At 45.1% G+C, this 25,879-nt stretch carries 30 protein-coding genes; 12 read left to right on the forward strand and 18 right to left on the reverse strand.

Annotation, left to right across the window (positions count from 1 at the left end; translation table 11 throughout):
* Positions 1–15: 15 nt before the first annotated feature.
* The 9 genes from C8R11_RS16390 to C8R11_RS02125 form a co-directional block, all read right to left on the reverse strand.
* Entirely contained in the window at positions 16–549 is a 534-nt protein-coding gene (locus C8R11_RS16390; protein WP_219908525.1) for a cation diffusion facilitator family transporter, read from the reverse strand.
* A gap of 46 nt (positions 550–595) precedes the next feature.
* On the reverse strand, positions 596–706 hold the full coding sequence (locus C8R11_RS17220) for a cation efflux transmembrane domain-containing protein (RefSeq protein ID WP_483406940.1): 111 nt from the start codon (positions 704–706) through the stop codon (positions 596–598).
* Positions 707–763: 57 nt separating this feature from the next.
* Complete coding sequence (locus tag C8R11_RS02090; RefSeq protein WP_107794255.1) at positions 764–1,204, reverse strand: Na+/H+ antiporter subunit G; 441 nt, start codon at positions 1,202–1,204, stop codon at positions 764–766.
* Between the two features lie 3 nt (positions 1,205–1,207).
* Positions 1,208–1,477: a K+/H+ antiporter subunit F gene (locus C8R11_RS02095; protein WP_107794256.1), complete on the reverse strand. Its 270-nt coding sequence runs from the start codon at positions 1,475–1,477 to the stop codon at positions 1,208–1,210.
* On the reverse strand, positions 1,471–1,962 hold the full coding sequence (locus C8R11_RS02100) for a Na+/H+ antiporter subunit E (RefSeq protein ID WP_090696510.1): 492 nt from the start codon (positions 1,960–1,962) through the stop codon (positions 1,471–1,473). The genes C8R11_RS02095 and C8R11_RS02100 overlap by 7 nt, the downstream gene beginning before the upstream one ends.
* Complete coding sequence (locus C8R11_RS02105; RefSeq protein WP_219908526.1) at positions 1,962–3,503, reverse strand: monovalent cation/H+ antiporter subunit D; 1,542 nt, start codon at positions 3,501–3,503, stop codon at positions 1,962–1,964. The genes C8R11_RS02100 and C8R11_RS02105 overlap by 1 nt, the downstream gene beginning before the upstream one ends.
* Complete coding sequence (locus C8R11_RS02110; protein ID WP_090696506.1) at positions 3,500–3,829, reverse strand: Na+/H+ antiporter subunit C; 330 nt, start codon at positions 3,827–3,829, stop codon at positions 3,500–3,502. Before C8R11_RS02110 ends, C8R11_RS02105 begins: the two co-directional genes overlap by 4 nt.
* Positions 3,829–6,639, reverse strand: coding sequence for a monovalent cation/H+ antiporter subunit A (locus C8R11_RS02115; RefSeq protein ID WP_107794258.1), 2,811 nt, complete (start codon positions 6,637–6,639; stop codon positions 3,829–3,831). The genes C8R11_RS02110 and C8R11_RS02115 overlap by 1 nt, the downstream gene beginning before the upstream one ends.
* A gap of 319 nt (positions 6,640–6,958) precedes the next feature.
* A complete protein-coding gene (locus C8R11_RS02125) occupies positions 6,959–7,432 on the reverse strand; it encodes a YbaN family protein (RefSeq protein ID WP_107794260.1) in 474 nt (157 codons plus the stop codon).
* 123 nt (positions 7,433–7,555) lie between these two features.
* Here C8R11_RS02125 and C8R11_RS02130 point away from each other — a divergent pair, with 123 nt between their 5' ends.
* Both C8R11_RS02130 and C8R11_RS02135 read left to right on the forward strand, forming a co-directional pair.
* Positions 7,556–8,026 (forward strand): FKBP-type peptidyl-prolyl cis-trans isomerase, encoded by a 471-nt coding sequence (locus C8R11_RS02130; protein WP_107794261.1) that lies wholly within the window; start codon positions 7,556–7,558, stop codon positions 8,024–8,026.
* A 152-nt stretch (positions 8,027–8,178) separates the two neighbouring features.
* Positions 8,179–11,484 carry a DUF748 domain-containing protein gene (locus C8R11_RS02135; protein WP_107794262.1) on the forward strand — a complete coding sequence of 1,102 codons (3,306 nt, stop codon included), beginning with the start codon at positions 8,179–8,181 and terminating at the stop codon, positions 11,482–11,484.
* 78 nt (positions 11,485–11,562) lie between these two features.
* Here the strand turns inward: C8R11_RS02135 and C8R11_RS02140 are convergent, their stop codons facing one another.
* The 5 genes from C8R11_RS02140 to C8R11_RS02160 form a co-directional block, all read right to left on the reverse strand.
* Complete coding sequence (locus tag C8R11_RS02140; protein ID WP_107794263.1) at positions 11,563–12,186, reverse strand: DUF2780 domain-containing protein; 624 nt, start codon at positions 12,184–12,186, stop codon at positions 11,563–11,565.
* Between the two features lie 203 nt (positions 12,187–12,389).
* Positions 12,390–12,839 carry a CBS domain-containing protein gene (locus C8R11_RS02145; protein ID WP_107794264.1) on the reverse strand — a complete coding sequence of 150 codons (450 nt, stop codon included), beginning with the start codon at positions 12,837–12,839 and terminating at the stop codon, positions 12,390–12,392.
* 265 nt (positions 12,840–13,104) lie between these two features.
* Entirely contained in the window at positions 13,105–13,308 is a 204-nt protein-coding gene (locus tag C8R11_RS02150; RefSeq protein WP_090696494.1) for a cold-shock protein, read from the reverse strand.
* Positions 13,309–13,588: 280 nt separating this feature from the next.
* A complete protein-coding gene (gene folK, locus C8R11_RS02155) occupies positions 13,589–13,978 on the reverse strand; it encodes a 2-amino-4-hydroxy-6-hydroxymethyldihydropteridine diphosphokinase (RefSeq protein ID WP_107794265.1) in 390 nt (129 codons plus the stop codon).
* A gap of 12 nt (positions 13,979–13,990) precedes the next feature.
* Positions 13,991–14,353, reverse strand: coding sequence for a dihydroneopterin aldolase (locus C8R11_RS02160; protein ID WP_107794266.1), 363 nt, complete (start codon positions 14,351–14,353; stop codon positions 13,991–13,993).
* Between the two features lie 365 nt (positions 14,354–14,718).
* Between C8R11_RS02160 and C8R11_RS02165 the strand changes: the two genes are divergently transcribed.
* The 3 genes from C8R11_RS02165 to C8R11_RS15970 all read left to right on the forward strand — a co-directional run bounded on the left by C8R11_RS02165 (position 14,719) and on the right by C8R11_RS15970 (position 16,493).
* Positions 14,719–15,027 carry an antibiotic biosynthesis monooxygenase gene (locus tag C8R11_RS02165; protein WP_107794267.1) on the forward strand — a complete coding sequence of 103 codons (309 nt, stop codon included), beginning with the start codon at positions 14,719–14,721 and terminating at the stop codon, positions 15,025–15,027.
* Entirely contained in the window at positions 15,021–16,229 is a 1,209-nt protein-coding gene (locus C8R11_RS02170; protein WP_107794268.1) for an iron-containing alcohol dehydrogenase, read from the forward strand. The genes C8R11_RS02165 and C8R11_RS02170 overlap by 7 nt, the downstream gene beginning before the upstream one ends.
* A gap of 108 nt (positions 16,230–16,337) precedes the next feature.
* Positions 16,338–16,493 carry a hypothetical protein gene (locus C8R11_RS15970; RefSeq protein WP_181258129.1) on the forward strand — a complete coding sequence of 52 codons (156 nt, stop codon included), beginning with the start codon at positions 16,338–16,340 and terminating at the stop codon, positions 16,491–16,493.
* Positions 16,494–16,531: 38 nt separating this feature from the next.
* Here C8R11_RS15970 and plsY read toward each other — a convergent pair whose 3' ends face one another.
* Positions 16,532–17,143, reverse strand: coding sequence for a glycerol-3-phosphate 1-O-acyltransferase PlsY (plsY, locus tag C8R11_RS02175; protein WP_107794269.1), 612 nt, complete (start codon positions 17,141–17,143; stop codon positions 16,532–16,534).
* Between the two features lie 78 nt (positions 17,144–17,221).
* Here plsY and C8R11_RS02180 point away from each other — a divergent pair, with 78 nt between their 5' ends.
* A complete protein-coding gene (locus C8R11_RS02180) occupies positions 17,222–17,593 on the forward strand; it encodes a dihydroneopterin aldolase (RefSeq protein ID WP_107794270.1) in 372 nt (123 codons plus the stop codon).
* Positions 17,594–17,876: 283 nt separating this feature from the next.
* On the forward strand, positions 17,877–18,332 hold the full coding sequence (locus tag C8R11_RS15840; RefSeq protein WP_146159047.1) for an MDR/zinc-dependent alcohol dehydrogenase-like family protein: 456 nt from the start codon (positions 17,877–17,879) through the stop codon (positions 18,330–18,332).
* A 125-nt stretch (positions 18,333–18,457) separates the two neighbouring features.
* Here the strand turns inward: C8R11_RS15840 and C8R11_RS02190 are convergent, their stop codons facing one another.
* Positions 18,458–18,667 carry a hypothetical protein gene (locus C8R11_RS02190; protein WP_090696480.1) on the reverse strand — a complete coding sequence of 70 codons (210 nt, stop codon included), beginning with the start codon at positions 18,665–18,667 and terminating at the stop codon, positions 18,458–18,460.
* Positions 18,668–18,958: 291 nt separating this feature from the next.
* Between C8R11_RS02190 and C8R11_RS02195 the strand changes: the two genes are divergently transcribed.
* The gene (locus C8R11_RS02195) at positions 18,959–20,743 is read left to right on the forward strand and encodes an SLC13 family permease (protein WP_244907516.1); all 1,785 of its coding nucleotides are present in this window, start codon (positions 18,959–18,961) and stop codon (positions 20,741–20,743) included.
* Positions 20,744–20,886: 143 nt separating this feature from the next.
* Positions 20,887–21,627 (forward strand): arginine N-succinyltransferase, encoded by a 741-nt coding sequence (locus C8R11_RS02200; protein WP_107794272.1) that lies wholly within the window; start codon positions 20,887–20,889, stop codon positions 21,625–21,627.
* A 39-nt stretch (positions 21,628–21,666) separates the two neighbouring features.
* Here the strand turns inward: C8R11_RS02200 and C8R11_RS02205 are convergent, their stop codons facing one another.
* Positions 21,667–22,026 carry a YajD family HNH nuclease gene (locus C8R11_RS02205; protein WP_107794273.1) on the reverse strand — a complete coding sequence of 120 codons (360 nt, stop codon included), beginning with the start codon at positions 22,024–22,026 and terminating at the stop codon, positions 21,667–21,669.
* A gap of 145 nt (positions 22,027–22,171) precedes the next feature.
* Here C8R11_RS02205 and C8R11_RS02210 point away from each other — a divergent pair, with 145 nt between their 5' ends.
* Genes C8R11_RS02210 through C8R11_RS02220 form a run of 3 tightly spaced genes read left to right on the forward strand, consistent with a single transcriptional unit; the run spans position 22,172 to position 24,105 of the window.
* Positions 22,172–22,819 (forward strand): MotA/TolQ/ExbB proton channel family protein, encoded by a 648-nt coding sequence (locus tag C8R11_RS02210; protein WP_107794274.1) that lies wholly within the window; start codon positions 22,172–22,174, stop codon positions 22,817–22,819.
* A complete protein-coding gene (locus tag C8R11_RS02215) occupies positions 22,806–23,207 on the forward strand; it encodes an ExbD/TolR family protein (protein ID WP_090696472.1) in 402 nt (133 codons plus the stop codon). The genes C8R11_RS02210 and C8R11_RS02215 overlap by 14 nt, the downstream gene beginning before the upstream one ends.
* Positions 23,208–23,229: 22 nt before the next feature.
* Complete coding sequence (locus C8R11_RS02220) at positions 23,230–24,105, forward strand: hypothetical protein (protein ID WP_107794275.1); 876 nt, start codon at positions 23,230–23,232, stop codon at positions 24,103–24,105.
* Positions 24,106–24,305: 200 nt separating this feature from the next.
* Here the strand turns inward: C8R11_RS02220 and C8R11_RS02225 are convergent, their stop codons facing one another.
* A complete protein-coding gene (locus C8R11_RS02225) occupies positions 24,306–25,625 on the reverse strand; it encodes a pectin acetylesterase-family hydrolase (RefSeq protein ID WP_107794276.1) in 1,320 nt (439 codons plus the stop codon).
* Positions 25,626–25,879: the final 254 nt, after the last annotated feature.

Consider the following 25,879-nt stretch of genomic DNA (forward strand, 5'->3'; position numbering starts at 1 on the left):
GAATAAAACCCGGCCCTATAAACAGAGTGAGCGCTTCATTAACATGATCAACTCCGTTGTAGCTTGCGGCAATGGCGTGAATCGTCTGGTTGACTTCGCTGTTGGCACTCCCATCGATGGATGAGCAAACCTTTTGTTTCGATGGCCAGCCAGATAGCAATACCCGCCAGAATCAAACCAAAGCATACCGGTTATTTGGGTCAGCAGTACGCCCAAGAAAGCTACTAACAGGCCAAGCAGTGCGGCTGAATCTTCAAATAAGACAACAAAAATAGACGGATCCTTGGCGCGTTGCACGGCCTTGACATAACTCCATTTTCCTCTACCTTTCTGAAATTTATTGAAAGCCATATACCATGCCACACCTTCAACAAGTAATGCCAACCCCAGCACGATATAGTTGACGAATGGATTTTTGATCGACTCAGGTGAAATAATATGCCGAATGCCCTCGTAAATGGATACACCCGCACCTAAGGCAAAAATCAGAATAGCAACAATAAAACTCCAGAAATAGATATTCTTTACCGTAGCCAAACGGGTTGTCACTGTCTGCCGGCCTGTTCGCACGTTTGATGCCGTAAAGCAATAGTCCTTAATTACCGGTATTAACTAATGAATGTATCGCCACGGACAACATAGCGGAACTGCCGGTAATGACCGAAGCGATAAATTTGGTAACAGCGATCAAGGTATTGCCGATCAGTCCTGCACAAAAAACTTTTGTTGAGCCAGTGCCGACTTGATCGCGCGTGCTCTCAGGCTATGACTTTGTTTGATCGGGTGCTTGCAGGGCTTCGGCAGCTTCCGGCTTTACAGCGGTATCTGTGGTATCCGCCTTTTCAGTTTCTTCAGCTGTGTCTACTTCATCCGGCCCACCCTGGTCAATGGCGTCTTTTTCCGGTTTCTCGGCCAAAGAAGTCAGGTTTAAATGCAATGCAGTCTTGGCCAACAAGTGCGCACTCACCGGAGCAGTAATGAGAAGAAAAATCGTGATCAAAAATTCATGCAGACTGATGCTCGGGCCTTGTGCACTGAAATAAATTGCCGAGGCAATCAACAAACTGCCGACACCGAGCGTCGTTGCTTTAGTGGGTCCATGCAGACGCGTATACATATCTTTGAGTCTGACAAGTCCCAATGAACCGATGAATGTGAAAATCGCGCCGGTTAGAATCAGAAAAGATAAAAAGAATTCCAGCATAACTTACTCAATAATATCGCCACGCAACAAATACTTGCACAAGGCGACTGTGCCAATAAATCCCATCAGTGCAATTAGTAATGCTGCTTCGAAAAAAAGCGCGCTGCCCAGATGGATGCCGAACAGCACAAGTATTGCAATGGTATTGATATAAAGCGTGTCGAGCGCCAGTATCCGATCAGGGGCATCCGGACCGCGCAGCAAACGCCAGAAACTCATCGCAACAGCGGCAGTCACCAGCGCGAGTGCTATCTGTATTGAAATCGCTAACATGATTCAAAAATCTCCTTCAGAGGTTTTTCGTAACGCTGCTTGATGTTTGCGACAAGCGTTTCGGGATCTGTTTCATTCAGTGCATGCACCAGCAGGTAACTATGATCGTCCGAAAGTTGCGCTGACAAAGTACCCGGCGTTAAGGTGATGCTGTTGGCCAATAAGCTTATTGCCAGATCAGAGGTCAAATCGAGCGGCAGCTTGACAAAGCTGGGTTTCAGTTTATCCGGATTTCCTAGTATCAGTCGCGCCACCGTGAAATTTGCCATGATGATGTCATAAAATAATATTATTGTGTAACGGACCAAGGCAAACGGTTTCTGGATTGATACCGCTTCCGGCCAGAAACGTATTGTCAGTACCGGTATCGCCCAACTCAGTGCCAGACCCAGCAGAATTTGTCCAGGTTCGATGCTGTTATTCAGAAGCAACCAAATAACTGCGAGCACAGGTGTTAAAACAGGGTGCGGTAACAAACGTGTCATTACTGATTGACCTCCATGTTCAATACCGATTGTATGTAAGCTTCAGGTTGCAGCAATTGATCTGCGATAGCCGTCGTATAATCCGTAATGACACCTGCGTAAATAACCAGACCAATAGACAACGCGAGCAAGCAGATAACCGATGTTAATTCACCGGTCACCGACAATACGCCGCGAGGCACATCGGTGCTGAGATCGACATCACAGATATGCGGTGATTGTGCGCGATAAAACAGCATACTTCCGCCGCGCGCCAAAGCGATCAGGGTGAACAGGCTTGTGATTAATACAATTCCCATAATCCACCACAATGCCGAATGCGCCAGGGCCGCGTTCAAAATTAAAAATTTGCCGATAAACCCGGATAATGGCGGCATGCCGGCTATCAAGATGGCAAGCACAAAAAACAATGCACCCAATAACCGGTGTTGTTGAATGATGGGGCCGGGCTCAAACTGGTCATCCATAACGTTGCGCCGATTGGCGATACAATCCACGAGCAAAAACAATGCAGCCGTAGTAAAAGTTGAATGCGGCAGGTAATACAACCCTGCGGCAATACCGGATTCAGTATTCATGCCGAAAGCTGTTAACAATGTGCCGACAGATGTGATGACGAGATAGGCGACCTGCTGACGCATTCTTGTACTGGCCAGCGTTCCGAACACGCCCACAATCAGTGTCATTAACGCCAGGGGCAAAAGCCATGCTTCAATCAAATTCGCTACGGGGCCTGCCTGAGCGCCAAATATCAAGGTATAAACACGTAAAATACAATATGCACCGACTTTAGTCATAATCGCAAACAAGGCTGCAACGGTTGCCGTGGTATGTGCATAGGCTGCAGGCAGCCACAAGTAAAGCGGCAGCAGCGCCGCTTTCAGAGCGAAAACCGCAAATAACAGCAGTCCCGCCGTATAAATCAAAGCAACGTCTTCTGCCGCTACACTGACGACTTTCACAGCCAGATCTGCCATATTCAGCGTTCCCAGCAGGCCGTACAATATGCCTACCGCGAACAGAAATAATGTTGAACCAACCAGGTTGATGACGACAAAATGAAGACCGGCTTTTGTTTTTAATCGACCCCCACCGTGCAATAACAGGCTGTAGGATGCCAGCAACAGGATTTCAAAAAACACAAATAGGTTAAACAGATCGCCTGTTAGAAAAGCGCCATTCAAACCGAATAACTGTAATTGAAATAGCGTGTGAAAATGCACGCCATTTTTATCTGTGCCGCGTATAGCGTAAAGTAATGCACATGATGCGACAAGTGCCGTAACAATAAGCATCCATGCGGCCAGCCTGTCAGCCACCAATACAATACCGAAAGGTGGCGACCAATTGCCTAATGCATACGCCAGAATATCGCCGCTGTTAACGGCACCTAACAGGAAACCAGCGGTGACGACCTGCAGCATTACCAAAGAGAGACTGATCGCGCGTTTTAAAGGCAATTTCCGCTTGGGCAGCAGCAGTAACAAAATGCCCGCCAGCAACGGTAGCATTACGGGAAAAATAACAATGTGATTCATCATGGTTTATGCTTCCCGTCCACCTGATCGTTGCCCATTTCCAGAAACGCTTTTAAGGATAAAACGATTACAAAAGCTGTCATGCCGAAACTGATGACAATGGCAGTCAATACCAGCGCCTGAGGTAACGGATCGGCGTAATGCATTACGTTTTCACTGATGATTGGAGGACTGCCAATAGTCAGTCGGCCCATGATGAGCAAAAACAAATTGACGGCATAAGATAGAAAAGTCAAACCAAGCACCACGGGGAACGTGCGGCCGCGAAGCGACAGATAAACGCCACAGGCCGTGAGTACACCCACAATGATAGCAATCAATAATTCCATTAACGTATTCGCTTTCTGGCTTTCATCTGATGGCTTTGATGATGCACCAGACCCAGATAAATTAAAATTAATAATGTAGCGCCAACAACAACCAGATAAACACCCAGATCAAAAGCCATGGCAGAAGCCAGTTCAAATTCGCCAATCACCGGCCAGTGTATATGACTGAACGTTGAAGTCAGGAAAGGATAGCCGAAAATCCAGCTGGCCAATCCGGTGGCGGTGGCAATCAGCAGCCCAAACCCGATCACCAGTTGCATATTGATAGGCAAACGCGCTTGTGTCCAGATCACACCATTGGCCAGATACTGCATAACCAGAGCAACAGCGGTAATCAAACCGGCAATAAAACCGCCGCCGGGTAAATTATGTCCTCGAAGCAAAATAAACACGGAAACCAGTAGCGCAAGTGGTAACAGCAGGCGTGCAAAAGAAGCCATAATAACCGGGTGCAAATCCTTATCCCAGGCGCGCCCTTCACTATCATGGCTGGCACCGGCAATTTTAAGATGCTCAAGCATGGCGTAAATGCCCAGTCCTGCAAGTGCCAGAACGGTTATTTCGCCCAGCGTATCATATCCTCGAAAGTCAACGAGTATGACGTTCACGACATTGGTGCCACCGCCACCTGGCAAACTGTTTTCAAGAAAATAATCTGCAATACTTCTATAAGGCCGGGTTAATACCGCCCAAGCAAGCAATGCAACACCGCAGCCGGCTGCCATTGCAATAATTGCATCACGGCTGCGCAACCATTTACCCGATTCATCCGGGGACTGCTGCGGTAAAAAATATAATGCCAGCAACATGAGAACTATGGTGACGACTTCTACGGAAAGTTGCGTCAAAGCCAGGTCTGGTGCAGAAAATTTAACAAAAACCAGTGATACGCCCAAACCGACTGTTCCCAGTAAAACGAGTGAGATCAGTCGCTGCCGGTGCAAGACAACAGTTGAAACCGCAGCCATAACGAGAACCAGAGCGATTAACAGGCTGACACCGTCAACCGGGAGTATGCTGCGTTCTCCTGTCAGGTTGTAATTGTAATCCGTTGCTGTCATGCCTGTTATGCCCAGAACCATCATGAAAAGTATAAAAACAAACAACATTCGCTGCAGTGATTGCTTATCCAGAAAATGTGTGACGGTATTGGCCAGATGAAATAGTTTTTCGATAAGAAAATCAAATAATGCCTTGAAGTCCAGCAGTTTTTCCATGTGCTCCTGAAACACGAACAGTGGCTTTCGTATCAGATAAAGTATCACGCCGCCAACCAGCGCGGTAATACTCATAAACAAGGCAGTGTTAAAACCATGCCAGATGGCCAGGTCATGTTCGGGAACCGGGCCTTGTAATACGCTGGAAGCAGCAACAGCCAGTATGGGTTCAACGGTAAGCGCCGGAAAGATACCGACCAGCAAGCACAAGGCGACCAGTATTTCCACTGGTACTTTCATAAAACGAGGGGGCTCATGAGGCTGCTTGGGCAAATCAGTGGGCTCTCCGTCAAAAAATACGTTATGAATGAATCGTAATGAATACGCCACAGCAAAAATACCTGCCAGTGTAGCTGCTGCCGGTAACAGCCAGCCCCACGGTTGATTGATGACAAAAAGTGTTTCGGCAAAAAACATTTCCTTTGAGAGGAAACCATTAAATAAAGGTACACCGGCCATTGATGCGGCTGCGACCATCGCAAGCAGCGCAGTATGCGGCATGTACCTCCATAAACCTCTGAGTATGCGCATGTCGCGCGTGCCGGTTTCATGATGAATAATGCCGGCCGCCATGAATAACGAGGCTTTGAAAATCGCATGATTGATGATATGAAAAACACCCGCCAAAGCAGCCATGGGCGTGCCAATGCCGAATAATAATGTAATCAAACCCAAATGACTGATGGTCGAATAGGCAAGCAGTCCTTTTAAGTCATGCTTGAACATGGCGATATAGGCAGCTACAACCAGTGTTACAAGTCCTGTGATACAGACCAGCCAAAACCATGCAGATGTACCCGATAACGCTGGAAAAAGGCGTGCCAGCAGGAAAACACCCGCTTTAACCATAGTGGCGGAATGCAGATACGCTGAAACAGGTGTAGGAGCAGCCATGGCATTGGGCAGCCAGAAATGAAAAGGAAATTGCGCGGACTTGGTAAATGCGCCGAGCAAAACCAGAATCAACATCGGCAGATATAAGTCGTGGGAACGGATCAAATCACCGGAGGCCAAAATATCCGTTAAATTGTAGCTGCCGACAATTTGGCCCAATAATAAAAAGCCACCCAGTAATGCCAGGCCGCCGCCGCCGGTAACGGCTAAAGCCATACGTGCGCCACTGCGCGATTCATGACGCGTTTGCCAGTAACTGATCAGCAAGAATGATGACAGACTGGTTAATTCCCAGAAAATCAGCAGTTGGATAACATTTTCAGATGTGGCGATACCCAGCATGGAGCCCATAAACATGAGCAAATAGGCATAAAAGCGCCCCATATCATCGCGGTCGGACAGGTAATATCTTGCATAAAGAATAATCAGCAGACCGATACACAATATCAGAAGGGAAAATAAAAGCCCCAACCCATCCAGGCGAAAGGCAAAATCCATGCCCAGCATGGGTATCCAAGAAATGCTGTGCACCACCACCTGTCCTGTAAAAGCATCGGTTGCGTGAGGGAACAGCAAGAGCAGCGCGATTAAAGTGACCAGACCGGATCCCCAGGCGGCATGCAAACGCCCCAGACGCGAAATGGCTGCAACAAAACCGGCGCCTAGAAACGGCGTTAACGCAATAAGCGATAGATTCATACCATGAAAAAAAATTGAAAAGCAAAAAAGCTATATTGTAGGCGATGTCCGAGTTTTAAAAAATGGAATCGTAAATTTTTTTGCGGCATAGATAAAGTGTCAATTTTGACAGGCTGTCGAAAAGCTTCATGAAGTGGTCGCTGCCAGGCAAAAACAGTCGACAAAATCGCCGAGCGCAGATTCTGAGCGGCTGAAAACCAGTCCGGAAGAGCGAGAGGTACTGAATGTTTCAACTTAATAGCATAGCTAAGCTAAAATAAATGCATCTTTTGGGTCTTCTTGTAGGGCACCCAACATATAGGTCGTTTTTAACGACGCATCAGTCAGAGTTAGTAGCGTTCGCTTCTTTGACTGGTATACGCGCAAGAAAAAAAGCCAGTATACAGGCGATTGTTGCGAGCATTATTTTTTGCCACATTTCAGGAACAATCAGAATTGAAATGCTGAATGATAAAGCAGTCATTATATAAGCCAGACGTTTAGCCTTACGGGGTATGCTGCGATGCAAACGCCATTCAAGAATAATCGGCCCGGTATAGCGATTAGTCATCAGTTTGCAATGAAAGCGTTCGGAACCTCTTGCAAAGCATGCCGCCGCCAATAAAACAAATGGTGTTGTCGGCAAAATCGGCAGTATGACGCCCAGCGCGCCCAGCATGAGGGCTAAGCAACCCGCTCCCAGATAGAGACTGCGAATCAGCGGAGAAGGATGCAATCGCAACAAACCTGCTGCCTGAGGGCCGAGCATATCCTGGTTGCTTGCGATTATTTCGTTATTATCAGCCGACTGCATTGTCTGGACACGTAGAATCGTCTAAAAAGGTTCGTTTCTAAGAATAAATTCATGTTAGGGTTATGATACATGAATGAGAGTCCAAGATTCGAATAAAGTTTTGTTTATTTCCGGAGGAAAATGATGTCTATAAGAAAAAATATTTTAAGTTCAATTGGCTTTATTGCTGTCATGCTATTGTTTTTTGTATCTCAGCCAACTTTTGCTTACCAAGAACAGGCTGCGGAATCGGAGCCACAGTTTGAAAAAATTGATCGAAAAGTGGGTGAAGGTGAGGAAGCCGGTATTGGCAAGACCGTTAATGTGCATTACACAGGTTGGCTTTATGATGAAAGCGCGCCGGATAATAAAGGCAGAAAATTTGATAGCTCGCATGATCGGAAAGCGCATTTTTCCTTCATGCTCGGCGCGGGAAAGGTTATTAAAGGCTGGGATCAAGGCGTGAGAGGAATGAAAGTTGGCGGAGAACGCACGCTCATCATTCCATCATCTATGGCGTATGGTTCCCGTGGTGCTGGAAGGGTTATTCCACCGAATGCCACGCTGATTTTCGATGTCGAGTTACTCGGATTACAGGATGGGTCGCATTATTGATATTTTGCTGTCCTCAGCATATTTATTATCTAGGATTTGAGTAAATCCAGGTGCATTTTCACTGTTTTAGCATAAAATCAAAATGTATGATTAAAATAGTATTATTGACACATTGAAAATTGTGTAACCAGTAAATCGGAAAGGATATTGCCATGACTCAGATTGGATCTAAGACGCAGAGTAAGAGCGTCCGCTTTATCACGCGCAAGCGTGTGGGTATCAGTCTGGCCGTGATCGTGGCATTGATTGCCTTGTTTGGTTTGCTGGGTTATTTCTGGCTGCCTGGTTATGCAAAATCTCAGCTGGAGTTACATCTGTCAGAGCTTCTAGAGCGCCCTGTCAGCGTGCATGCTATCGAATTCAAACCATACACACTGGAACTGTCCGTTCATGGTTTTCAGATCGGGGAGAGAAAAGACAGCGCAGATACAAACGAAACATTTGTTTCGTTTGATGAACTGTATATCGACATCAGTTCAGAATCGATCACCCAGTTCGCACCCGTTATCAGTACGATTACGCTAAACACGCTGCGCGTTCGCTTGTCGCGCGAGGGAGAGGGTCAATTTAATTTTTCTGACTTGATTGAGAAATTCTCACGGCCAACCGAAGACGATGAAGATCAGCCAGCGCTTTTCTCAGTAAGTAATATTATTCTAAAAAATGGTCATATTGAATGGGTGGATCATTTCAAGAAGAATCATCAGAATATCTCCGAAATTAACTTTGCTATTCCCTTTGTCGCTAATTTAGACAAAATGAAAGCCAACTGGATCGAGCCGCATTTCAACGCCAAGATAAATGGCGCACCTATTTCACTGGAAGGAAAGCTGCGGCCTTTTACCGATAAACGTGAGGCCACATTGTCGCTCAACCTCGACAACATCAATTTGATGAGTCTTGATGAATATGTCCCGTTTCCAACTGGTATCCGTTTAATATCAGGTTATTTTAAAAGTAATCTGACATTGGCATTTACCCAGTTCAATGAGGAAACGCCTGCTATAACGTTATCAGGGGAGACCGAATTGAAGCAGGTTACTGTCAAAAATGAATCTGTGCAGACGCCCTACCAGTTTGATTTGGGGAATTTGCATCTGCGTTTAAATCAGTATGATTTGACCGGACAGAAACCCTCCCGGCTGGGATTGTATTTGGGTGATATTGCGCTGTCACCGCTATCATCCCCGCTGACAGATAAAAAAGAAGCCGCACTTTCGCTGCAGAAAGTGACAGTCAATGATCTGTTACTTGATATGTCCGCACGCAACGTCGCCCTGAATACCATTACCTTGGATGGATTAACGGGTGTTGTAAACCGTGAGATAGACGGCACTATTAATCTGGCAAAATTTTTTACGGCTTCAGATGCTGATGAATTTTTCACGCCAACAAATGATGCGCCCGATGTACACACTGCATTGATTCCCAAACCTAACAGAAAGCCGTCTCACCAAGAATTTGAAGCGCGGTTGAATCTTGCTGCCAACCAGGAAACTTCACCGGAAACGCCTGAGACTGGAGCTTCTGCTATTCCAGTTCCTGGCAGAAAGCCACTTTATAAAGAAGGGATTGCTGTACAAATCGAAAACGAGCAGGATGAAAGCCAAAATGCCTCATGGCTTGTTCAGATCAAACAACTTAAGCTCAATGCAGCGGCAATTCAGTATGCAGATTTATCACTGTCAGATGTTGCACCGATGGTGATTGATCCGCTTGACTTATCTGTGGAGAATATAGACATTAGCGGTACCAAACCGCTTGATCTAAAACTGAACGCACGGGTCAATCAGCATGGCAGTATTGAGGCTGATGGTCTGCTGGCTTGGTCGCCGTTCGCCGTAAATTTAAATCTGAATCTGAATGCCGTCGATCTGGTTTCCTTACAGGGTTGGGCCGGTGATACTTTAAACGTGTTACTGACCAGCGGTGATTTGTCCTTTCAGGGTGCTGTTAAGGCCGATGGTGAACCGCTCCTGGTGGCTGTCAGTGGCGATGGTCAGCTCGGAAATTTCAATATTTTTGATCCAGAGACAGCGAGGGACTTATTACGCTGGAAGAATCTGGATATAAACGGCCTGGATTTTGCCAATGAGCCCTTAAAAGTAAATATAGATACGGTAAAACTGGGTAATTTTTTTGCACGTGTAATGTTGTTGCCAAATGGCGAACTGAATCTCAAGCAGATCCTGCGGCAGGATGAAACGGCGGCACTTGAGGATAATCAGGCACAGACTGATGTGGCGGCAACTGGAAAAACGCAGGAAAAAGAAACCATGCCGCTACATATCGGAAAAGTTATGTTGCAACAGGGCAATGTTGATTTTCAAGATCGGTTCGTACAACCTAATTATCATGCAAACTTGACCGGACTTGCCGGTCAAATCGGCCCAATTCATTCCACCCAGACAGGCACGATTGATATCAAAGGCGCTATTGATCGAACTGCACCGTTGGAAATTCGCGGTAAAATTGAGCCGTTCGGATCGGAACTGTTGCTGGATATCATAGCAAAGGCAAAAGAAATCGATTTACCGCAATTTAGTCCCTATTCAGGAAAATATGTCGGCTACGCCATTGAAAAAGGTAAATTGTCTGTAGATATCCATTATCATATCGAGCAGGGCGTGTTAACTGCTGAAAATAATGTCTTTCTGGACCAATTCACACTCGGCGATCGTGTTGAAAGTGAGGAGGCAGTGTCAGTCCCACTCAAACTCGCCATCGCCTTGCTCAAAAACCGGCGCGGAGAGATCGATATCCATTTACCGATCAAAGGCTCGATTGATGATCCGCAATTCAGCATGGGTGATATCATCCTGGATGCCTTTATTAACCTCATCACTCGAGCAGTGACTGCACCTTTTGCACTGCTCGGGTCAATGTTCGGAGAAGGTGAGGAGTTGTCGGAAATAATTTTTTCGCCAGGATTAGCTTCCATCGAAACGGAAGCTGAGAGCCGATTGCAGGCATTATCTGAGATACTCAAAGACCGTCCTGCATTACGCCTTGAAATAGCCGGTCATGTTGATCCGGTTAACGACCATGAAGGATTGAAACATGCGATCCTGCAACGTAAAGTCAAGGCGCAAAAACTGACGGCAGAAACCCAAAAAGGGCATACTGCCGGGTCACTGGAAAATGTTAAACTAACACCGGACGAATACAGCAATTTTCTCGAAATTGTTTATAAAGAAACAGATTTTGAAAAGCCAACCAACTTTTTTGGCTTTACTAAAAGTCTGCCTGATGAAGATATGGAGCGACTTCTCCTTGAACATATTGAAGTCAGCGAGGATGATATGCAGGAACTGGCTCACGACCGTGCTGTTGCTGCGCAAAGCTGGTTGCTGAACAAAGGGGAAATTTCCGGTGATCGCTTGTTTGTTTTAGGTATGCAGAAAACAAAAGAAAGTGAAGGAAATGCAGGTAATCGTGTAGAATTTATTTTAAAATAATCAACAAGATGAGTCTCTGAACAGGAAAACAGCTGAGTACTGCTTTCCCATTTGTTTTTAATCAGATGTGCCGTTTTGTTACGGTGCCCCTAAAGCGGAACGCAATAGATTGGCCGTTACCTGTCCACTGGTATTTTGTACGTAATTCGTCACAATTGGAATAAACTGGCCAACCATTTCCGGCGATAGGTTTAACTGTTGAAACGAAGCCGCAAGTGACGCAGCACTGTTGAGCGTATTGCCAGCACTACCCAATATAGTGGATACACCGCTGCCCATGCTTCCCAAAGGGTTTGGAACTGCAGGAGCTGCGCTCAGCATTTCGTTAATACCGGGAACCGATTGCGACAATGTCGAAAAAGCTTGTGGATTCATACCTGTCTGCGCTGCCTGGAATATGGCACCTGCACCACCTAAAGCCTGTTGTGGCGATATTCCCAGTTGCCGGGTTAAGATACCCACCAAATCAATTTGCCCAGTCGCCGCACTGTTAGCCATATTTGTCATGCCAGACGCTGCAGCCGCTCCTGATGCGATAGCCTGTCGTCCAGCCTGTGCGGATTGTTCAATCGAAGATAAACCGCTATCGACCGTACTGAGCGCATTGTTGCCACCACCGCCTGATGCACAACCCATCATCATCAAGGCTAAGCTTGCAATACCTGCAACGGTCAATTTTACGTAAATTAGATTTTTCTTCATAACATTCTCCCTGAAGTATGTGAATTGTCTTAATTGACAGGATAAGGCCAAATGCTTTAGTCCGGAAGCGATTTTGACTATGACATAAATAGTCCGGTCATTCAACTCACGGAACTTTTTCGTCAGTTAACTGAAAAAACATGTATGTTTATTTGCGATGACTAAGTTTTGTTTTTACATAGATCTTAAGCATCAACAGGCTGCTAAGGACGCTGTTGTATTTCTTTGTCGATTTCACGACTGGTCAACTTGGCGAGGTCGGCTAATTCCTCAACCAATAATTGTAAAAGATCGTCCAATGCAACGATGCCGATTAACCCGCCACGGTCGTCAATTATAGGTGACCGTCTGACCGCGTTGCGGCGCATATATTGAATTGTTTCAAAAACACCTGTGCTTTCTTTAACAGTTACGAGCTTAGGTACCATAATATCGCCAACCGTAATAACAGAAGGATCTAATTCGGTCGCCATAATTTCTACCACAAGATCTCTATCGGTTACAATCCCTATTGGCTTGCGGACATTGCTTTGTTCCTCGATCACAATCACATTGCCAACATGATGCCGTCGCATCAGTTTGGCTGCCTCCATTGCGGATTCTTCTCTTTGAATGATGATAACGTCCCGATTACAGATTTCGCTGATTGGCATTTTTTCTCCGCTTGTAATCTTAAGTTGTTTGAACACATTGTATAGCATAAGGCTAATTTTAGAATTAGCAAGCTATATAGCTGTTAAATTACATTTATGTTAAACAGAGCTTATGAATTATATGTTTGCAAATGACGTGCTAAATTTTCGCAACAAGCAATCAGGCCGAAATTTATGCAAAGAAGTATGCTCTGGGAATGATTTTAGAAAATAAAAAAACCCCGATAAATCGGGGCTTTTTGTGCTTAACGCAAAGCGTTAAGTTTTATTCAGGACGGATATTTGACGCCTGCTTGCCTTTAGGGCCGGTCGTTACTTCGAAAGCGACGCGTTGTGCTTCTCTAAGTGATTTAAATCCATTGCTTTGGATCGCTGAGAAGTGTGCAAATAAATCTTCTCCGCCATCATCGGGTGTAATGAAACCAAAACCTTTTGAATCATTGAACCACTTTACAACACCTGTTGCCATGTTATTTTCCTTAATGCTTAAAAAATTGAATAATGAAGTTGCGCTTGCTTGTTTTAGCGTGCAAGCAGTCATCGAATATCAAGGAAAAAGCCCACTCAACGGTACTGTTCCACAACTTGAATCCATACGACACCTTAGAGTATACGCGCTATTTTTATTAAAAGTACAGAGAAATTTGGTTTTTTGCCGAAATCCAAGCAATTGTCAGCTAAAAATGTGTAAGCATCAGTAGTGTAATACAAGAGCATGCAAGGTCGGGACGATATAGCGCAAACAGTGTTTATGTTTTGTCTTTCAGTTCGTGAACCGCATCTCTGACAAAGGCCCTGGTGTAGTAGTCATCGTCGACGATTTCGTCATTCCAGACAATAATATCAAGATCAATCACCCGCGGACCGAATTTGGGAAGCGTGCGATCTCTGCCTAATCTGTTTTCCAGTATTTTCAAATAATTTTTGAATGCTTCCCGGGACATGGCAGTTCGAACTTTAACTGCACCATTGATGAAATCATTCTGACTAGCGATGCCGATGGGGGCGGTTTTAACCCATTTGGACGTACTCTGAACATCGACTTCCCGTTTCAAAATCGCCAAAGCTACCTGGGTGTTTTTTTCGGGGTTGATATTTGATCCGATACCAATAATGCACACATTTGTATCGCCTTCCATTGCTTTGAATCCTTACTTTCTCGTTTCTTGCGTGGCTTCCAGTTCGATCGAAACTGATTCGGCAAATCGAAGTGCATGCGGTTTATCAACTTCTACTCTGGCAAAACGGACCTTTTTATTTTTCATGATTTCGTCAAGAATTGTTTGTGTTAAATTTTCCAGCATTTTGAATTTTCGTGCCTGCACAAGCGTGATCACATCTTTAGTAATAGTTTTGTAATTATAAGATTTGTCAACTGTATCGTTTTTTATAGCACGGTTCAGATCGGCATCAATCGTCATATTGATGACAACATCTTGTAGCTTAATGATTTCTTCTTCATTAAAACCAATATAAGTTCGCAGCAGTAGATTCTTAATGCGGATTATTGCCATATCAACAAGCGCATTCCGGCGGTTTAGAATACATGACAAATAAAAGTGGAAATTACAATGATTATCAGTAAAAAGTTTTCAATACTGCTTACTATAGCCTAAGGTATCCAATTACTACAATATTTGATGGTATGCTTTATTATCAGTGCGTCTTTTACAACAACATACTAATACTCAATCAACTTGAAAGAACGGTGCATCGTCACAGCGTTGCTGCACTTACTCAGCGCAAATACCAGCCAATCGCCGCGTCAGGCTTATTGACAGAAAAAAACCCTCGCTGGTGAATCTGTCTTGCCATTAACGCTAAAAAACGCATCATTCCTAAGTTGATGAAGTACTAATAACAATCAAGGAGAGGATATATGTATGTGACCATTATATCTGTTTCAGTTAAACCGGAGAATGTGGAAGCGTTCAAAAAAGCCTGCCGGTTAAATCATGAAGGCTCCGTTCAGGAGCCTGGGAATCTACGTTTTGATATTCTGCAATCTGTTGAAGAACCGACAAAATTCGTACTCTATGAATGTTATAAAACACAGCAGGATGCAGTCGCCCATAAAACTACTACGCATTATCTTACCTGGCGCAAAACGGTGGCGGACTGGATGAGCGAGCCGCGTCAGGGCATTGTGTATGATGGATTGTATCCAGGGGCAGGTACCGGATGTTAAATTTTTCTATAGCAAGATTACCCCGTATCGAATTTGGCTCAGGTGTTTTTCATCAATTACCGGATATTGTTACCAGATATGGCACGCGAATTTTATTAGTGACTGGTGCGCATTCCTATAAAAACATATCTGGGTGGCAATCATTCATTGACGCGCTCAATCACCGTGCGATCAGTTTTGAACATTGCATCGTTGCCGGTGAACCATCTCCTGCTTTAATTGATGATACGGTCAAAGCATTAGCCGATACTTCTTTAGAGGTTGTGGTCGGTATTGGCGGCGGCAGCGCACTCGATGCAGCGAAGGCCCTTGCAGGTTTAATGAATGTGCAGCGCTCGGTTATGGATTATCTGGAAGGCGTAGGACCGGAATTACCATACAAAGGCCCGTCCATTCCATTGATCGCTGTGCCGACAACTGCAGGTACCGGCAGTGAAGCAACAAAAAATGCCGTGTTAAGCGTGCAAGGTGCACATGGCTTTAAAAAATCCTTCCGTCATGAAAAACTGGTGGCAGAATATGCAGTTGTTGATCCAGAATTATTAAGCAGTTGTCCACCAAACGTGATTGCAGCTAATGGTATGGACGCGTTAACGCAGTTGCTGGAATCCTATGTGTCGATAAAATCCAATGCCTTCACCGATGCATTGGCGCTGAGTGGTTTGCAGGCTGTGCGGGATGCATTAGTTCCGCTATATCAACACTGTACACAGCAAAATGACAAAACAACTAGCAAGGTTTATGAATACCGTGAAAAAATGGCCTATGCTGCCTTGCTTTCAGGCATTACACTGGCGCAGGTCGGCCTGGGTTCGGTGCATGGACTGGCATCGCCTCTGGGTGCCTTTTATCCGATACCGCACGGTGTAGTATGCGGCACTTTGGTGGCGGCAGCTACCGATATAAATATCAAAAGCATGCAAACCAGGGAACCCGATAATAAAGCGTTGGCTAAATATGCACATGTGGCCGGAATCCTTTGCCAAAAGCATTTTCATGACAAGGAATCAGCCCATAATGCATTGATACAGCTGTTGACGGAATGGACGGAGGGGCTGAATTTGCCGCGTTTGTCCTCTTATGGTTTACAAGAAGCGGCACTGGACAAAGTGATAGCTAATGCGCGCGGCAGCAGCATGAAAACCAATCCTGTTGTGTTAACCGATACCGAAATCAAACAGCTTCTGTTGTCACGTTTATAATAACTGTAGCTTGCTCATGCAGTAATACTGTAGCTGGTCATTCGGAATATAAATCACAGCGTACAATGTAGATTGATAACAGAACAAAACGTTGGGAATGGAGAAGAAATGAACGAGAAAACACTGTTTTTTTTAGCATTTTTGGTATCTTTGATAGCATTGATATATGTGGAATATATCGCTGAAGATTCTGAAATAATCGCACAAGAATGTGAAACAGGCAGTAGCTTATCAACTGATTGCATAGAGACGATTGCTCGATAAAGTATGGCTGACAGTCAATTAATTATTAATTTCGATCATCATGCGGGCGGTTTTTTCTGTCCAATACGACTTTCTTTGCCGGTAATTAAGTTGGTGATGTTGGCCTGATGGCGCCATATCAGCATGCACGCCATCAGCAGAACGGCAAGTGTATTCAGTGCAAACCCGAAAAAAAAGTATGCATACACGGGAGCCAGTGTCGCTGCGATTAACGCAGATAGCGATGAGTATCGAGAGATAACGGCAACTGCAATCCATGTGGCAATTGCCAGCAGACCCAGTATCGGATTCAGCCCAAGCAGTACACCCACAGCCGTAGCAACACCTTTACCGCCATGAAAATGTAAAAATATCGGAAACACATGCCCCAGAAAAACTGCCAGCGCAGCGGCTGCAACAGCGTCATCGCCCATATTCCAGGAAGGCGCAAATGAATATGCTAAAACAATTGCCAGCCAGCCTTTACCTGCATCACCTATCAGTGTCAGTACGGCGGCAACTTTCTTGCCGCTACGCAGTACGTTGGTTGCTCCGGGGTTTTTTGAGCCATAAGTACGCGGGTCCGGTAGTTTGAAAATCCAGCTGGAAATAAGCGCAAAAGGTATCGAGCCGATCAGATATGCGAAGAAAATAAAAGCCAGTAGTGTCATCAGAATTAGTACCGCTTCAGCAAAGTAGAATAAACTTGTAGTAAAAAACCATTCAAACTATTTTATGGCGACATCATAATGGATATTATCTTTCTTCGCGATTATAAAGCTAAAACACTGATTGGAATCTATCCTTGGGAACGCAAAGTTGCCCAGACAATTCAACTGGACCTTGAGATTGCTTTGTCCAATCCTCACGCCGGCAAAACAGATAGTATTGATGATGCGATTGATTATGCGCTTATCGTTCAACGCATTAACACGATTCTTGAAAAGAAACACTTTTCATTACTGGAAGCACTGGCCGAACATATTGCGCAAACCATCATAAATGAATTCAAATCACCCTGGGTGAAAGTCAGTATTGCAAAGTTGGGAATCATCCGAGGTGTCAAAAAGGTAGGTGTTTGTATTGAACGCGGAACCAAGGTAAATGAAATAACAAAATGATATGAACAGGCATTGAATAACGAACAATTAATCAAGGAGAGATAAATGCTTTATATGAGTCAGGCGAAAAGCTTGAGCCATTTGAGTGTAATCCGGGTCCAAAGAGACCGGAGGGTATAGGAATTGCAGTGGAATAGAATGTATCAGCTACAATGATCTGATCTTGTTACAAAATGCCTAGGGTACGACACAATACCTTTTCGTGCCGGGTCATGAAGTAATCGGAACAATTGCAGCTATCACTAGAACAAGGTACATTACTTGTAGCTCGCTCAACGCATGAATGAAGTGGGCAGCCGGATTGTACGTGCTTACTCCAGCCGGCAAGGGGGTGATCGATGTGAACGGGCCAGGTCAATTAGTCGAGCAGTTTCTCAGAACATGGGGCTGCCATATCGCCGCTTTTATTTCCAGCAAAAACAAACGAGCTGAAATATTCGAATTCGGCACACATCAGATGCCGGATTCAACCGATACTGCACACTGGGGGCAACAGCTGGAAATTCGATTTGACTTTATTTTCTCTACTGTGCATGTTGCATTGAAATATCTATATCGCGACCTTGCACCTCAAAGGTCGTCGGTATTTTGTCGAAGCGAAATTGGAAGAATTAGATACTGGCGTTTTTCCACTGATTCTGGTACAGCACAGCATTTCAGATTCGCCAGCAGGCAGCCCGGATACCATTCGCACCATGCTGAATTTTGCCGCGCAACATCATACAAATCTCATAATTGAGTTTTTCCGCTTTGGCACTGTCAATGAAGCAATTGCAGACCTTACCGGATTGTATTTGGCAATACCGATTAATTTCGGAGCGCTTAATAATTAGTACTCATCATTATTAAATTGATGGAGCAGTACTAGCGGTATAAGTCACGGTCGTTATTATTGGAGAACGAAGCCTGGCGGTAAGGTCGTTCCCGATCCGCGTATCCAGCCAGTTTTTCTTTGTAATTCCAGCTCGCAGCGGGATAACTGCCGCTGCCACTGTCATAATTCTCATTAAGCAAATCATTATAAAGAACGAGAGCCAGTCCATACAGTAACAGGCTAATGAATATATTTTTCATATGAGTTTACAGACATAAGTTACTTCATTGATGAGACTCAAATATTTCTGAAAGAAGGCCGCTGCGCGACATGCTTTCTCATAATTGCTTCGATCTATTACAGAAATAAAATCATACCATTAAATGGTTTCAATTACACTTATCTATTACAGTGTTGCGTATTGTTAAATATTAACACTCGGCAAAATAATTACATATAATTTTTAAATATATAGTAATCATTATTTATTATTTCCAATTATATCAGGGGCTGCTGTATATTACGCATCGGATTATTATTTTGGATATAAAATGATGGAATGGCAGGGCTGGTTTGCTTTGAGTCTGTGTGCCGGGGTGTTACTGACACTGACATTCACGCGTATTGGTCCCCACCTGGTTATGATTGCGGCACTGACTATTTTAAGTGTTTCCGGTATTTTGACCAGTGAAGAAGCGCTGCTTGGTTTTAGTAATTCGGGACTTATTACTGTGGCAGCCATGTTTGTTGTCGCAGCAGGCATGCATGCTTCGGGTGCGATTGATTTACTGGTAAATCATGTGTTCGGCAGACCCATGACAACGCGCTCCGCACTTTCCAGAATTTTTTTCCCTGTGGTCTTACTGAGTGGCTTCCTCAATAATACACCCGTTGTAGCGACTATGATTCCGGCAATCTACACCTGGTCGCGCAAAATTGGGATTGCTCCCTCAAAGCTGATGATTCCTTTGAGCTATACTGCCATTCTCGGCGGCACTTTGACGCTGATTGGCACCAGTACCAATTTGATTGTCAATGGCCAATATCAAACCCTGACCGGTGAATCCGGTTTCTCGCTGTTTTCAATTACAGCAGTCGGACTGCCTGTGGCTTTTTTTGGTTTTCTACTAATGTGGTTATGGTTTCCACGCCTACTGCCGGACCGAGCGCAGAATGAGGCTTTTTCAGACCTGCGCGAGTTTACGCTGGAAGTATCAATAGCACCCAGTGGCCCCCTTGTAGGCAAAACCATCAAGGAAGCCGGGTTAAGGCAATTGCAGCGTGTTTATTTGGTAGAAATCGATAGAGATGGTACGGTAATTACAGCTGTCTCGCCGGAAGAAACACTGCAAGGCGGTGATAGACTGGTATTTGCCGGTGATACCGATGCCATCTCGGATTTGCTGCGTATTAACGGTATCGCGCCGTCGACAGATGACGATCACTCACAAGCGATACTGACAGAGCGTGCAGAAAGGCGCCTGGTGGAAGCCGTCGTATCACCCCATTGCGGAGCGATCGGACATGCCATTCGAGACGCACGCTTTCGGGCCCAGTATGGTGCAGTCGTGCTGGCAGTAGCGCGTAACGGTCAGCGTGTCAAAGGCAATCTGGGCAACATTAAGCTGCAGGCAGGTGATACGCTATTACTCGAAGCAAGGCCTGCCTTTGTCAGTCGCCAGCGCTACAATAAAGACTTTCTGCTGGTTAATGATCTGAATACCGAGCCACCGCGCCACGAGCGCGCGTATCTGGCCTGGGGCATACTGGTTTGCGTTATTGCAGCGGCAGGTTTTGAAGTCATCAGTATGCTCAACGCGGCATTGGTCGGCGCCGGATTAATGATCATTACAGGATGCTGCTCCGCCAGTCAGGCGGAGAAAAGCCTGGATTTAACAGTCATCATCACTATTGCGGCATCCTTTGCTTTAGGCATGGCATTGCAAAAAACAGGTGTTGCTGAATTCATTGCTGAAAATATCGTGGATTTAAGTAATGGCACGCCCTGGCTTTTGCTTATCCTGACTTATTTAGCCGTTTCTTTGTTGACAGAAGTGATTACCAATAATGCCGCAGCATTACTCATGCTCCCGATCGTACTGGAAATCACCGAAAAAGCCGACCTGAACAACGTGCCTTTTGTGTTTGCAATCATGATGGCCGCTTCCGCCAGCTTTGCAACGCCTTTGGGTTATCAGACCAATCTGATGGTTTATGGGCCGGGAGGCTACCGCTTTTCAGATTTTCTGAAAGTCGGCGTACCCATGAATCTGGTGACAGCGGTCGTGACCATCACAGTATTGTTAATTGGTTGGCCATTGGAGCTTGATAATTAAGTTTTGAACGCAGATTTAAAATCATGTCGTTGATACCACTATACCATCCAGATTGACCGGACTCCTGCACACATGTTTTGTGTCACAGGTTGATAAACAATTATCACAGGATTTGGGTAAAATCTGGCATACTGACCGCTGACATGCACTCAACCGAATATACGATACATAGCGTACGTCACACTGAGAAAAGAACAACGTATATGCACTGGTCTCAAGTACTTCTGATTGTTTTACTCACTATTGTGATCACTATAACGGGCACGTATTGGGTACTTAAAACCTATATTTTCACGACTACTTTCACCCCGGTTTCACTGAATGCAAAAGAAGAAGAAACACTCCGGACCAAGCTGGATGCACTGGGTTATAAGCGAGGATTATCGTCCCGCACAAATGAAGCGCGTATGTACACAGCCGAAGGTATTGAAAACGATGAAATTGATGGCAGTGGTTTTCTAAACCCGGAACGTTATTCCGAAAAGAATGCACCACGTGAGATCAGTTTCACCGAGCGGGAGCTGAACGCATTACTAGCCAAGAATACCGATCTCGCCAAAAAACTGGCGATTGATCTTGATGATAATCTCGTCAGTGCCAAGCTACTCGTACCGTTCGAAGCTGATTTTCCGGTGCTCGGCGGCAAAACACTGCGTTTTAATACCGGTATCGGCATGACTTATCAAAATGAAAAACCGGTTATTGTGCTCAAAGGGGCAAGTATTATGGGTGTTCCCATCCCTAATGCCTGGCTGGGCGGACTGAAAAATATCGATTTGGTTGAAGAATTCGGTGCCGACACTGGATTCTGGAAATCCTTCTCGGAAGGTATCGAAAATATTCAGGTGACAGCAGGTCAGATTACAATCAAGCTCAAAGAATAACGGATTTATTTTTTAGTCGCTCAAAATTTGCACACCACGTTATGTTTTTTTATTCAGCATATTCTTGAGATTAGCGAAAGGATTGTGAGTAGCCGCTGATTCGGTGTCACTGGTATCCGTTCGGCCCATAAAATCCTTGAGTTTGGCATGTTCATTTTCATGACAATAGGTGCACAGTAATTCCCAGTTGCTGCCATCAGGCGGATTATCATCGTGGTTGTGGTTCTTGTGATGCACTTCGAGCAATTGCAGGTTTTTATGGTCAAAGGTGCGTGCACAGCGACCGCATACCCACGGAAATAATTTCAACGCCCGTTCCCGATAACCTTTAGCGCGTTGTTCTGCGTTTTTCCTTGCTTCAAGAATCACGCGATCCAATTTGCCGCTTTCTTTGACCATATCTACATTTCTCCTTTAAAAATATCTGATATATGGCAGTATAGCGAATTATCGACCACTCTTATTTAATTCAATTTAACAATCTGTTAACTCTTATGTTAGCACTGATTAGTTTTATATACATACCCAAATCTGGAGTTTATGAATGGAACACCTTAACCAAGCCTGGATCATGTTAAAACTGGGTGGAATCATCATTCTGCCATTATCTTTGCTGGGCGTCATCGCGCTGGCGATAATGCTCGAAAAAGCATTTGTATACTGGCGCTTCGCCCGTCTCTCGAACGATCTTCTGAATCTTATTGAAACCTATGGTTTCAAGTGGGAAGATTTGGAAAAAATCTTATCCGGACTGGATCAGCGTCACTATTACAAACGTTTCTTTGAAGTGGTGATTTCTAACCGGCATCAGCCGTCGTGGTGGACCGAATCGCGCGCGGCGGATGAAGCACAGCTCATTGAAAATTCGCTGGCGCGTCGGCTTTGGGCACTTGAGACAATCGTCACAGCCGCGCCGCTACTCGGGTTGGTGGGAACCGTCATCGGCATGATGCGCGCCTTTCAGGTCATCGGCAGCGAAGGTATCGTCAATCCCACAGCAGTCACAGGTGGTGTTGCCGAAGCGTTGATCGCTACCGTAATCGGCCTGATTATCGCGCTGGTGGCGTTGTTCGGATTCAATTATTTCTCGCGGATGCAATCGCAAACCATGGATGAAATGGAACGCCTCGGTACACGTCTGATTGATCATATTCGTCTGGATCAAAAGGAAGATATCCATGAAACTGCGTAAAACCAGAGCACCACGCAAAGGCTATATCCAGATTATCCCCATGATTGACGTCATGTTCTTTTTACTCGCAACATTTATGCTGGCATCTTTATCCATGCAGAAGCTGGATTCGCTGCAGGTCAACCTGCCCGAAGGACAGGCTGAGAAACTCAGCGAGGAGAAGCCGGTAACGCTGACACTGACCAAGGACAGCGAGATTTTTATCAACAAAGAATCCGTCACGCTAGATACGCTGGCTGCCACCCTCAAGCCACTGCTTCAGGATGCACGACAAAAGCTGATAGTATCAGCCGATAACGAAGCACCGCAGGGCATCGTGGTGCAAGCGATGCTGCGCGCGCGCAATGCCGGCGTACAGCAATTTCTGATTGCGGTGCAGCATCAATAGTCCTGTCCGGATAATTCACAGAATGACCAGCGTGCGATCAAGGGAAATCCGACTCTGGTGGCCGTTGCCGCTGGCGGTACTGCTTTGGGTGGTTATCATTTGGGCATTCGGTTTTTTCATGGCGAAATCCGAAGAAGACGCAAGTATTTCAATCCCCGATGCAATTGAAGCGGAATTCTTGGAGCTTCCAGAACCAGGACAGCAGCAGCAACCGACGCCACCACCACCCAAAGGCGCCGAGACGCAACCCCAGAATGACACACAACAAGCAAAAATACCACCACCTCCGCGCACACGCCCCATTCCTCCGCCGTCTGCCAAGCGAGATGCAATTGAAACGGCAAAAATGCCACCACCCAAGGAGAAAACAGGCGCCGAGGCACCGCAAACAAAAGAATTTTCCGAACCAACTGATTTGTCGGAGTATATTAATCAGAGAAAGCAACCAAGCCCGGCTTCAAAACGATCAGCTGGTATTTTTGATGGCGTTGAAAACGCCCAAAATATGAACGCGGAACCGCAACCCTCGGCGGAAGAAATAAGAATTGCGAAAGTCAAACGCAACCTGCAAATGCCCGGCATTAGCGGTATTTTCCAGATTACTCAGATAGGGCCGCGTTACGCCCGGTTTACTTTCCGTTCCTGGACTACTAACCTCAGCAATCCGCGGCGGGAACTTATTGAAGTAGAAGCAGGCCCGGACGGCGATATTGAGCGTGCAGTCGTCCGCAGAATGATTCAGCTCATCCGTCAGTATCATCAGGAAGATTTTAATTGGGAATCACAACGTCTGAACCGCGTCATCGTGCTGTCCGCGCGTCCGGGGGATACCGAAGGACTCGAAAATTTCCTGATGCGCGAATTCTTTGGAGAACCGTTGCCGCCTTATATGCGGTAACGGTTCTCTAACCAAACAAAGTGTCATTCCAAAGTGGATAAGTGAAACACTATTTATTACAACCACGTAGAATGGTAATTTCCAAGGATTCTTATCCAAGAAACAACCTTTGCCGTACCCTATTTTTAGTTCCCAAACCGAAGTGTTCAGAAAAAAACATCATGTCTCGGCACCTCTTCGGCTGGGATCATTATTTTATATTACAACGGACTAAATGAACGCGCCAGACAGGCACCTATACCCGTGGGCGTTAAGTCTACCTCCCCACAGTCACCGGCCGAACAACTTACGCTCTGCCATTTACCTTTTTTGATTTCATTTCCTGTAGTCATTGCCTCTGTCCATTCAAGAAAAGAAATCCCGTCTATGGAAGCAGAATAAAATTCATCATCACGGAAGATTGTATGATTACACCCGCGATCGATAAACACATGGTAATTTTTAGGTAAAGCGTTGCTTATTCCTTCGTTGATACTGTTCATATTAAAATTCCAACCGAAAATATTGTTCGGGTCCTGCAGGCCTCCACCCCAAATGACCGGGTTGTCAACATGCTGCATAATATCCAGAAAAAGTATCTGAACTGCATCAAATGCCGTTGTGTATTGCGCGAACTTGTCTTTGCGATAATGCGTACCAACCAGGCTGTAGGCACGGCGTAAAAAGTTGGATGCTGTTGCTCCTTCAGGTAAAGAACTTAATACCGGATGAAGATTTTCGTCAATATTCCAGCTTGATTCAGTGCCAAAAAGTGCTTCTACAACGAAATCATCCCCAATAACACCGGAACCTCCGTCACCAATCAGAAACATTTTGTGCTTCTTTTTGTTTTCGTCATCTTCATCGTCTTCGTCTTCGTCTTCGTCTTCGTCGTATCTATTTAAAATTTCTTTTACCCAGGGAAAGTTAATGACAGCACCGTAGCCGCCAGCACTGGAGCCAGCTACAAGAACTTTCCCAGGGGACGCGTCTTCGTTTTCGTACCATTGTTGTCGCAAATAATTCATTGCATAAAGAAAGTTGTCAAATCCGCGATGCTGAATTGTGAGAATATCATCAGCGTTATCGGGATTTAGATAATCGACCTGCTTTGACCCCATGAAGGCATCACCAGTGCAATATGACAGGAAAGCCATGGTCCAGTCTTTGTATGGATTGTCTGGATTTTTGACATCCAGTATGCCGCCTCTTAAATTTGGGTCATTGGCGGAGATATCTGCATCAGGTACGAAGGTCGATAATATTTCAGCATTTAGCGTGCTTGAACATGTATTGTAATCCCAGCATGCACCGCCCCCATTTAAAAAGACAATCAGTTTTTTACTTTTTCCTGGTTTGAAATAGAATGAATAGGGTTGTCCGAATGCGCAACTAGGTTTTATCTCTTTATCCTGATTGGCAATTGTTACAATATATTGATTCAAAGGTACGGTTATCTTCTCCCAGGTACCACCTGCATACACAGTATTTGCAAAAACGACTAATGCTGCACAAGAGCTCCAAAGACTGATTGGTTTCATCTTTCACCTCCAGGATTCAATTTCGAAGTACAACTTTTATATTTTCGTTAAGTGGTAAGCCGAGTATCACTGTTACCAATGAGATGATCATATGATAGGCGCACAAAATGACAAATTATCATCTACTCACCACAAAGCAAAGATACCACATGCATGGACTAAAAAAGAAGAATAAAATCAATCTGAAACTGGATTGAAAATAAGTGTACGCAAATAGAAAATCTTAAGAAGAACCGCAATGCAAAAAAGCCGGT

Origin of the sequence: Nitrosomonas aestuarii (assembly GCF_003046585.1) — a bacterium.
GTDB classification, from domain to species: domain Bacteria; phylum Pseudomonadota; class Gammaproteobacteria; order Burkholderiales; family Nitrosomonadaceae; genus Nitrosomonas; species Nitrosomonas aestuarii.

Excerpts from the sequence above, each read along its gene's own strand:
- C8R11_RS02090 (WP_107794255.1), bottom strand. The coding sequence starts at position 1,204 with ATGCTGGAATTCTTTTTATCTTTTCTGATTCTAACCGGCGCGATTTTC.
- C8R11_RS02095 (WP_107794256.1), bottom strand. The coding sequence starts at position 1,477 with ATGTTAGCGATTTCAATACAGATAGCACTCGCGCTGGTGACTGCCGCT.
- C8R11_RS02100 (WP_090696510.1), bottom strand. The coding sequence starts at position 1,962 with ATGACACGTTTGTTACCGCACCCTGTTTTAACACCTGTGCTCGCAGTT.
- C8R11_RS02105 (WP_219908526.1), bottom strand. The coding sequence starts at position 3,503 with ATGATGAATCACATTGTTATTTTTCCCGTAATGCTACCGTTGCTGGCG.
- C8R11_RS02110 (WP_090696506.1), bottom strand. The coding sequence starts at position 3,829 with ATGGAATTATTGATTGCTATCATTGTGGGTGTACTCACGGCCTGTGGC.
- C8R11_RS02115 (WP_107794258.1), bottom strand. The coding sequence starts at position 6,639 with ATGAATCTATCGCTTATTGCGTTAACGCCGTTTCTAGGCGCCGGTTTT.
- C8R11_RS02125 (WP_107794260.1), bottom strand. The coding sequence starts at position 7,432 with ATGCAGTCGGCTGATAATAACGAAATAATCGCAAGCAACCAGGATATG.
- C8R11_RS02130 (WP_107794261.1), top strand. The coding sequence starts at position 7,556 with ATGTCTATAAGAAAAAATATTTTAAGTTCAATTGGCTTTATTGCTGTC.
- C8R11_RS02135 (WP_107794262.1), top strand. The coding sequence starts at position 8,179 with ATGACTCAGATTGGATCTAAGACGCAGAGTAAGAGCGTCCGCTTTATC.
- C8R11_RS02140 (WP_107794263.1), bottom strand. The coding sequence starts at position 12,186 with ATGAAGAAAAATCTAATTTACGTAAAATTGACCGTTGCAGGTATTGCA.
- C8R11_RS02145 (WP_107794264.1), bottom strand. The coding sequence starts at position 12,839 with ATGCCAATCAGCGAAATCTGTAATCGGGACGTTATCATCATTCAAAGA.
- C8R11_RS02150 (WP_090696494.1), bottom strand. The coding sequence starts at position 13,308 with ATGGCAACAGGTGTTGTAAAGTGGTTCAATGATTCAAAAGGTTTTGGT.
- folK (WP_107794265.1), bottom strand. The coding sequence starts at position 13,978 with ATGGAAGGCGATACAAATGTGTGCATTATTGGTATCGGATCAAATATC.
- C8R11_RS02160 (WP_107794266.1), bottom strand. The coding sequence starts at position 14,353 with ATGGCAATAATCCGCATTAAGAATCTACTGCTGCGAACTTATATTGGT.
- C8R11_RS02165 (WP_107794267.1), top strand. The coding sequence starts at position 14,719 with ATGTATGTGACCATTATATCTGTTTCAGTTAAACCGGAGAATGTGGAA.
- C8R11_RS02170 (WP_107794268.1), top strand. The coding sequence starts at position 15,021 with ATGTTAAATTTTTCTATAGCAAGATTACCCCGTATCGAATTTGGCTCA.
- C8R11_RS15970 (WP_181258129.1), top strand. The coding sequence starts at position 16,338 with ATGAACGAGAAAACACTGTTTTTTTTAGCATTTTTGGTATCTTTGATA.
- plsY (WP_107794269.1), bottom strand. The coding sequence starts at position 17,143 with ATGACACTACTGGCTTTTATTTTCTTCGCATATCTGATCGGCTCGATA.
- C8R11_RS02180 (WP_107794270.1), top strand. The coding sequence starts at position 17,222 with ATGGATATTATCTTTCTTCGCGATTATAAAGCTAAAACACTGATTGGA.
- C8R11_RS15840 (WP_146159047.1), top strand. The coding sequence starts at position 17,877 with ATGAAGTGGGCAGCCGGATTGTACGTGCTTACTCCAGCCGGCAAGGGG.
- C8R11_RS02190 (WP_090696480.1), bottom strand. The coding sequence starts at position 18,667 with ATGAAAAATATATTCATTAGCCTGTTACTGTATGGACTGGCTCTCGTT.
- C8R11_RS02195 (WP_244907516.1), top strand. The coding sequence starts at position 18,959 with ATGATGGAATGGCAGGGCTGGTTTGCTTTGAGTCTGTGTGCCGGGGTG.
- C8R11_RS02200 (WP_107794272.1), top strand. The coding sequence starts at position 20,887 with ATGCACTCAACCGAATATACGATACATAGCGTACGTCACACTGAGAAA.
- C8R11_RS02205 (WP_107794273.1), bottom strand. The coding sequence starts at position 22,026 with ATGGTCAAAGAAAGCGGCAAATTGGATCGCGTGATTCTTGAAGCAAGG.
- C8R11_RS02210 (WP_107794274.1), top strand. The coding sequence starts at position 22,172 with ATGGAACACCTTAACCAAGCCTGGATCATGTTAAAACTGGGTGGAATC.
- C8R11_RS02215 (WP_090696472.1), top strand. The coding sequence starts at position 22,806 with ATGAAACTGCGTAAAACCAGAGCACCACGCAAAGGCTATATCCAGATT.
- C8R11_RS02220 (WP_107794275.1), top strand. The coding sequence starts at position 23,230 with ATGACCAGCGTGCGATCAAGGGAAATCCGACTCTGGTGGCCGTTGCCG.
- C8R11_RS02225 (WP_107794276.1), bottom strand. The coding sequence starts at position 25,625 with ATGAAACCAATCAGTCTTTGGAGCTCTTGTGCAGCATTAGTCGTTTTT.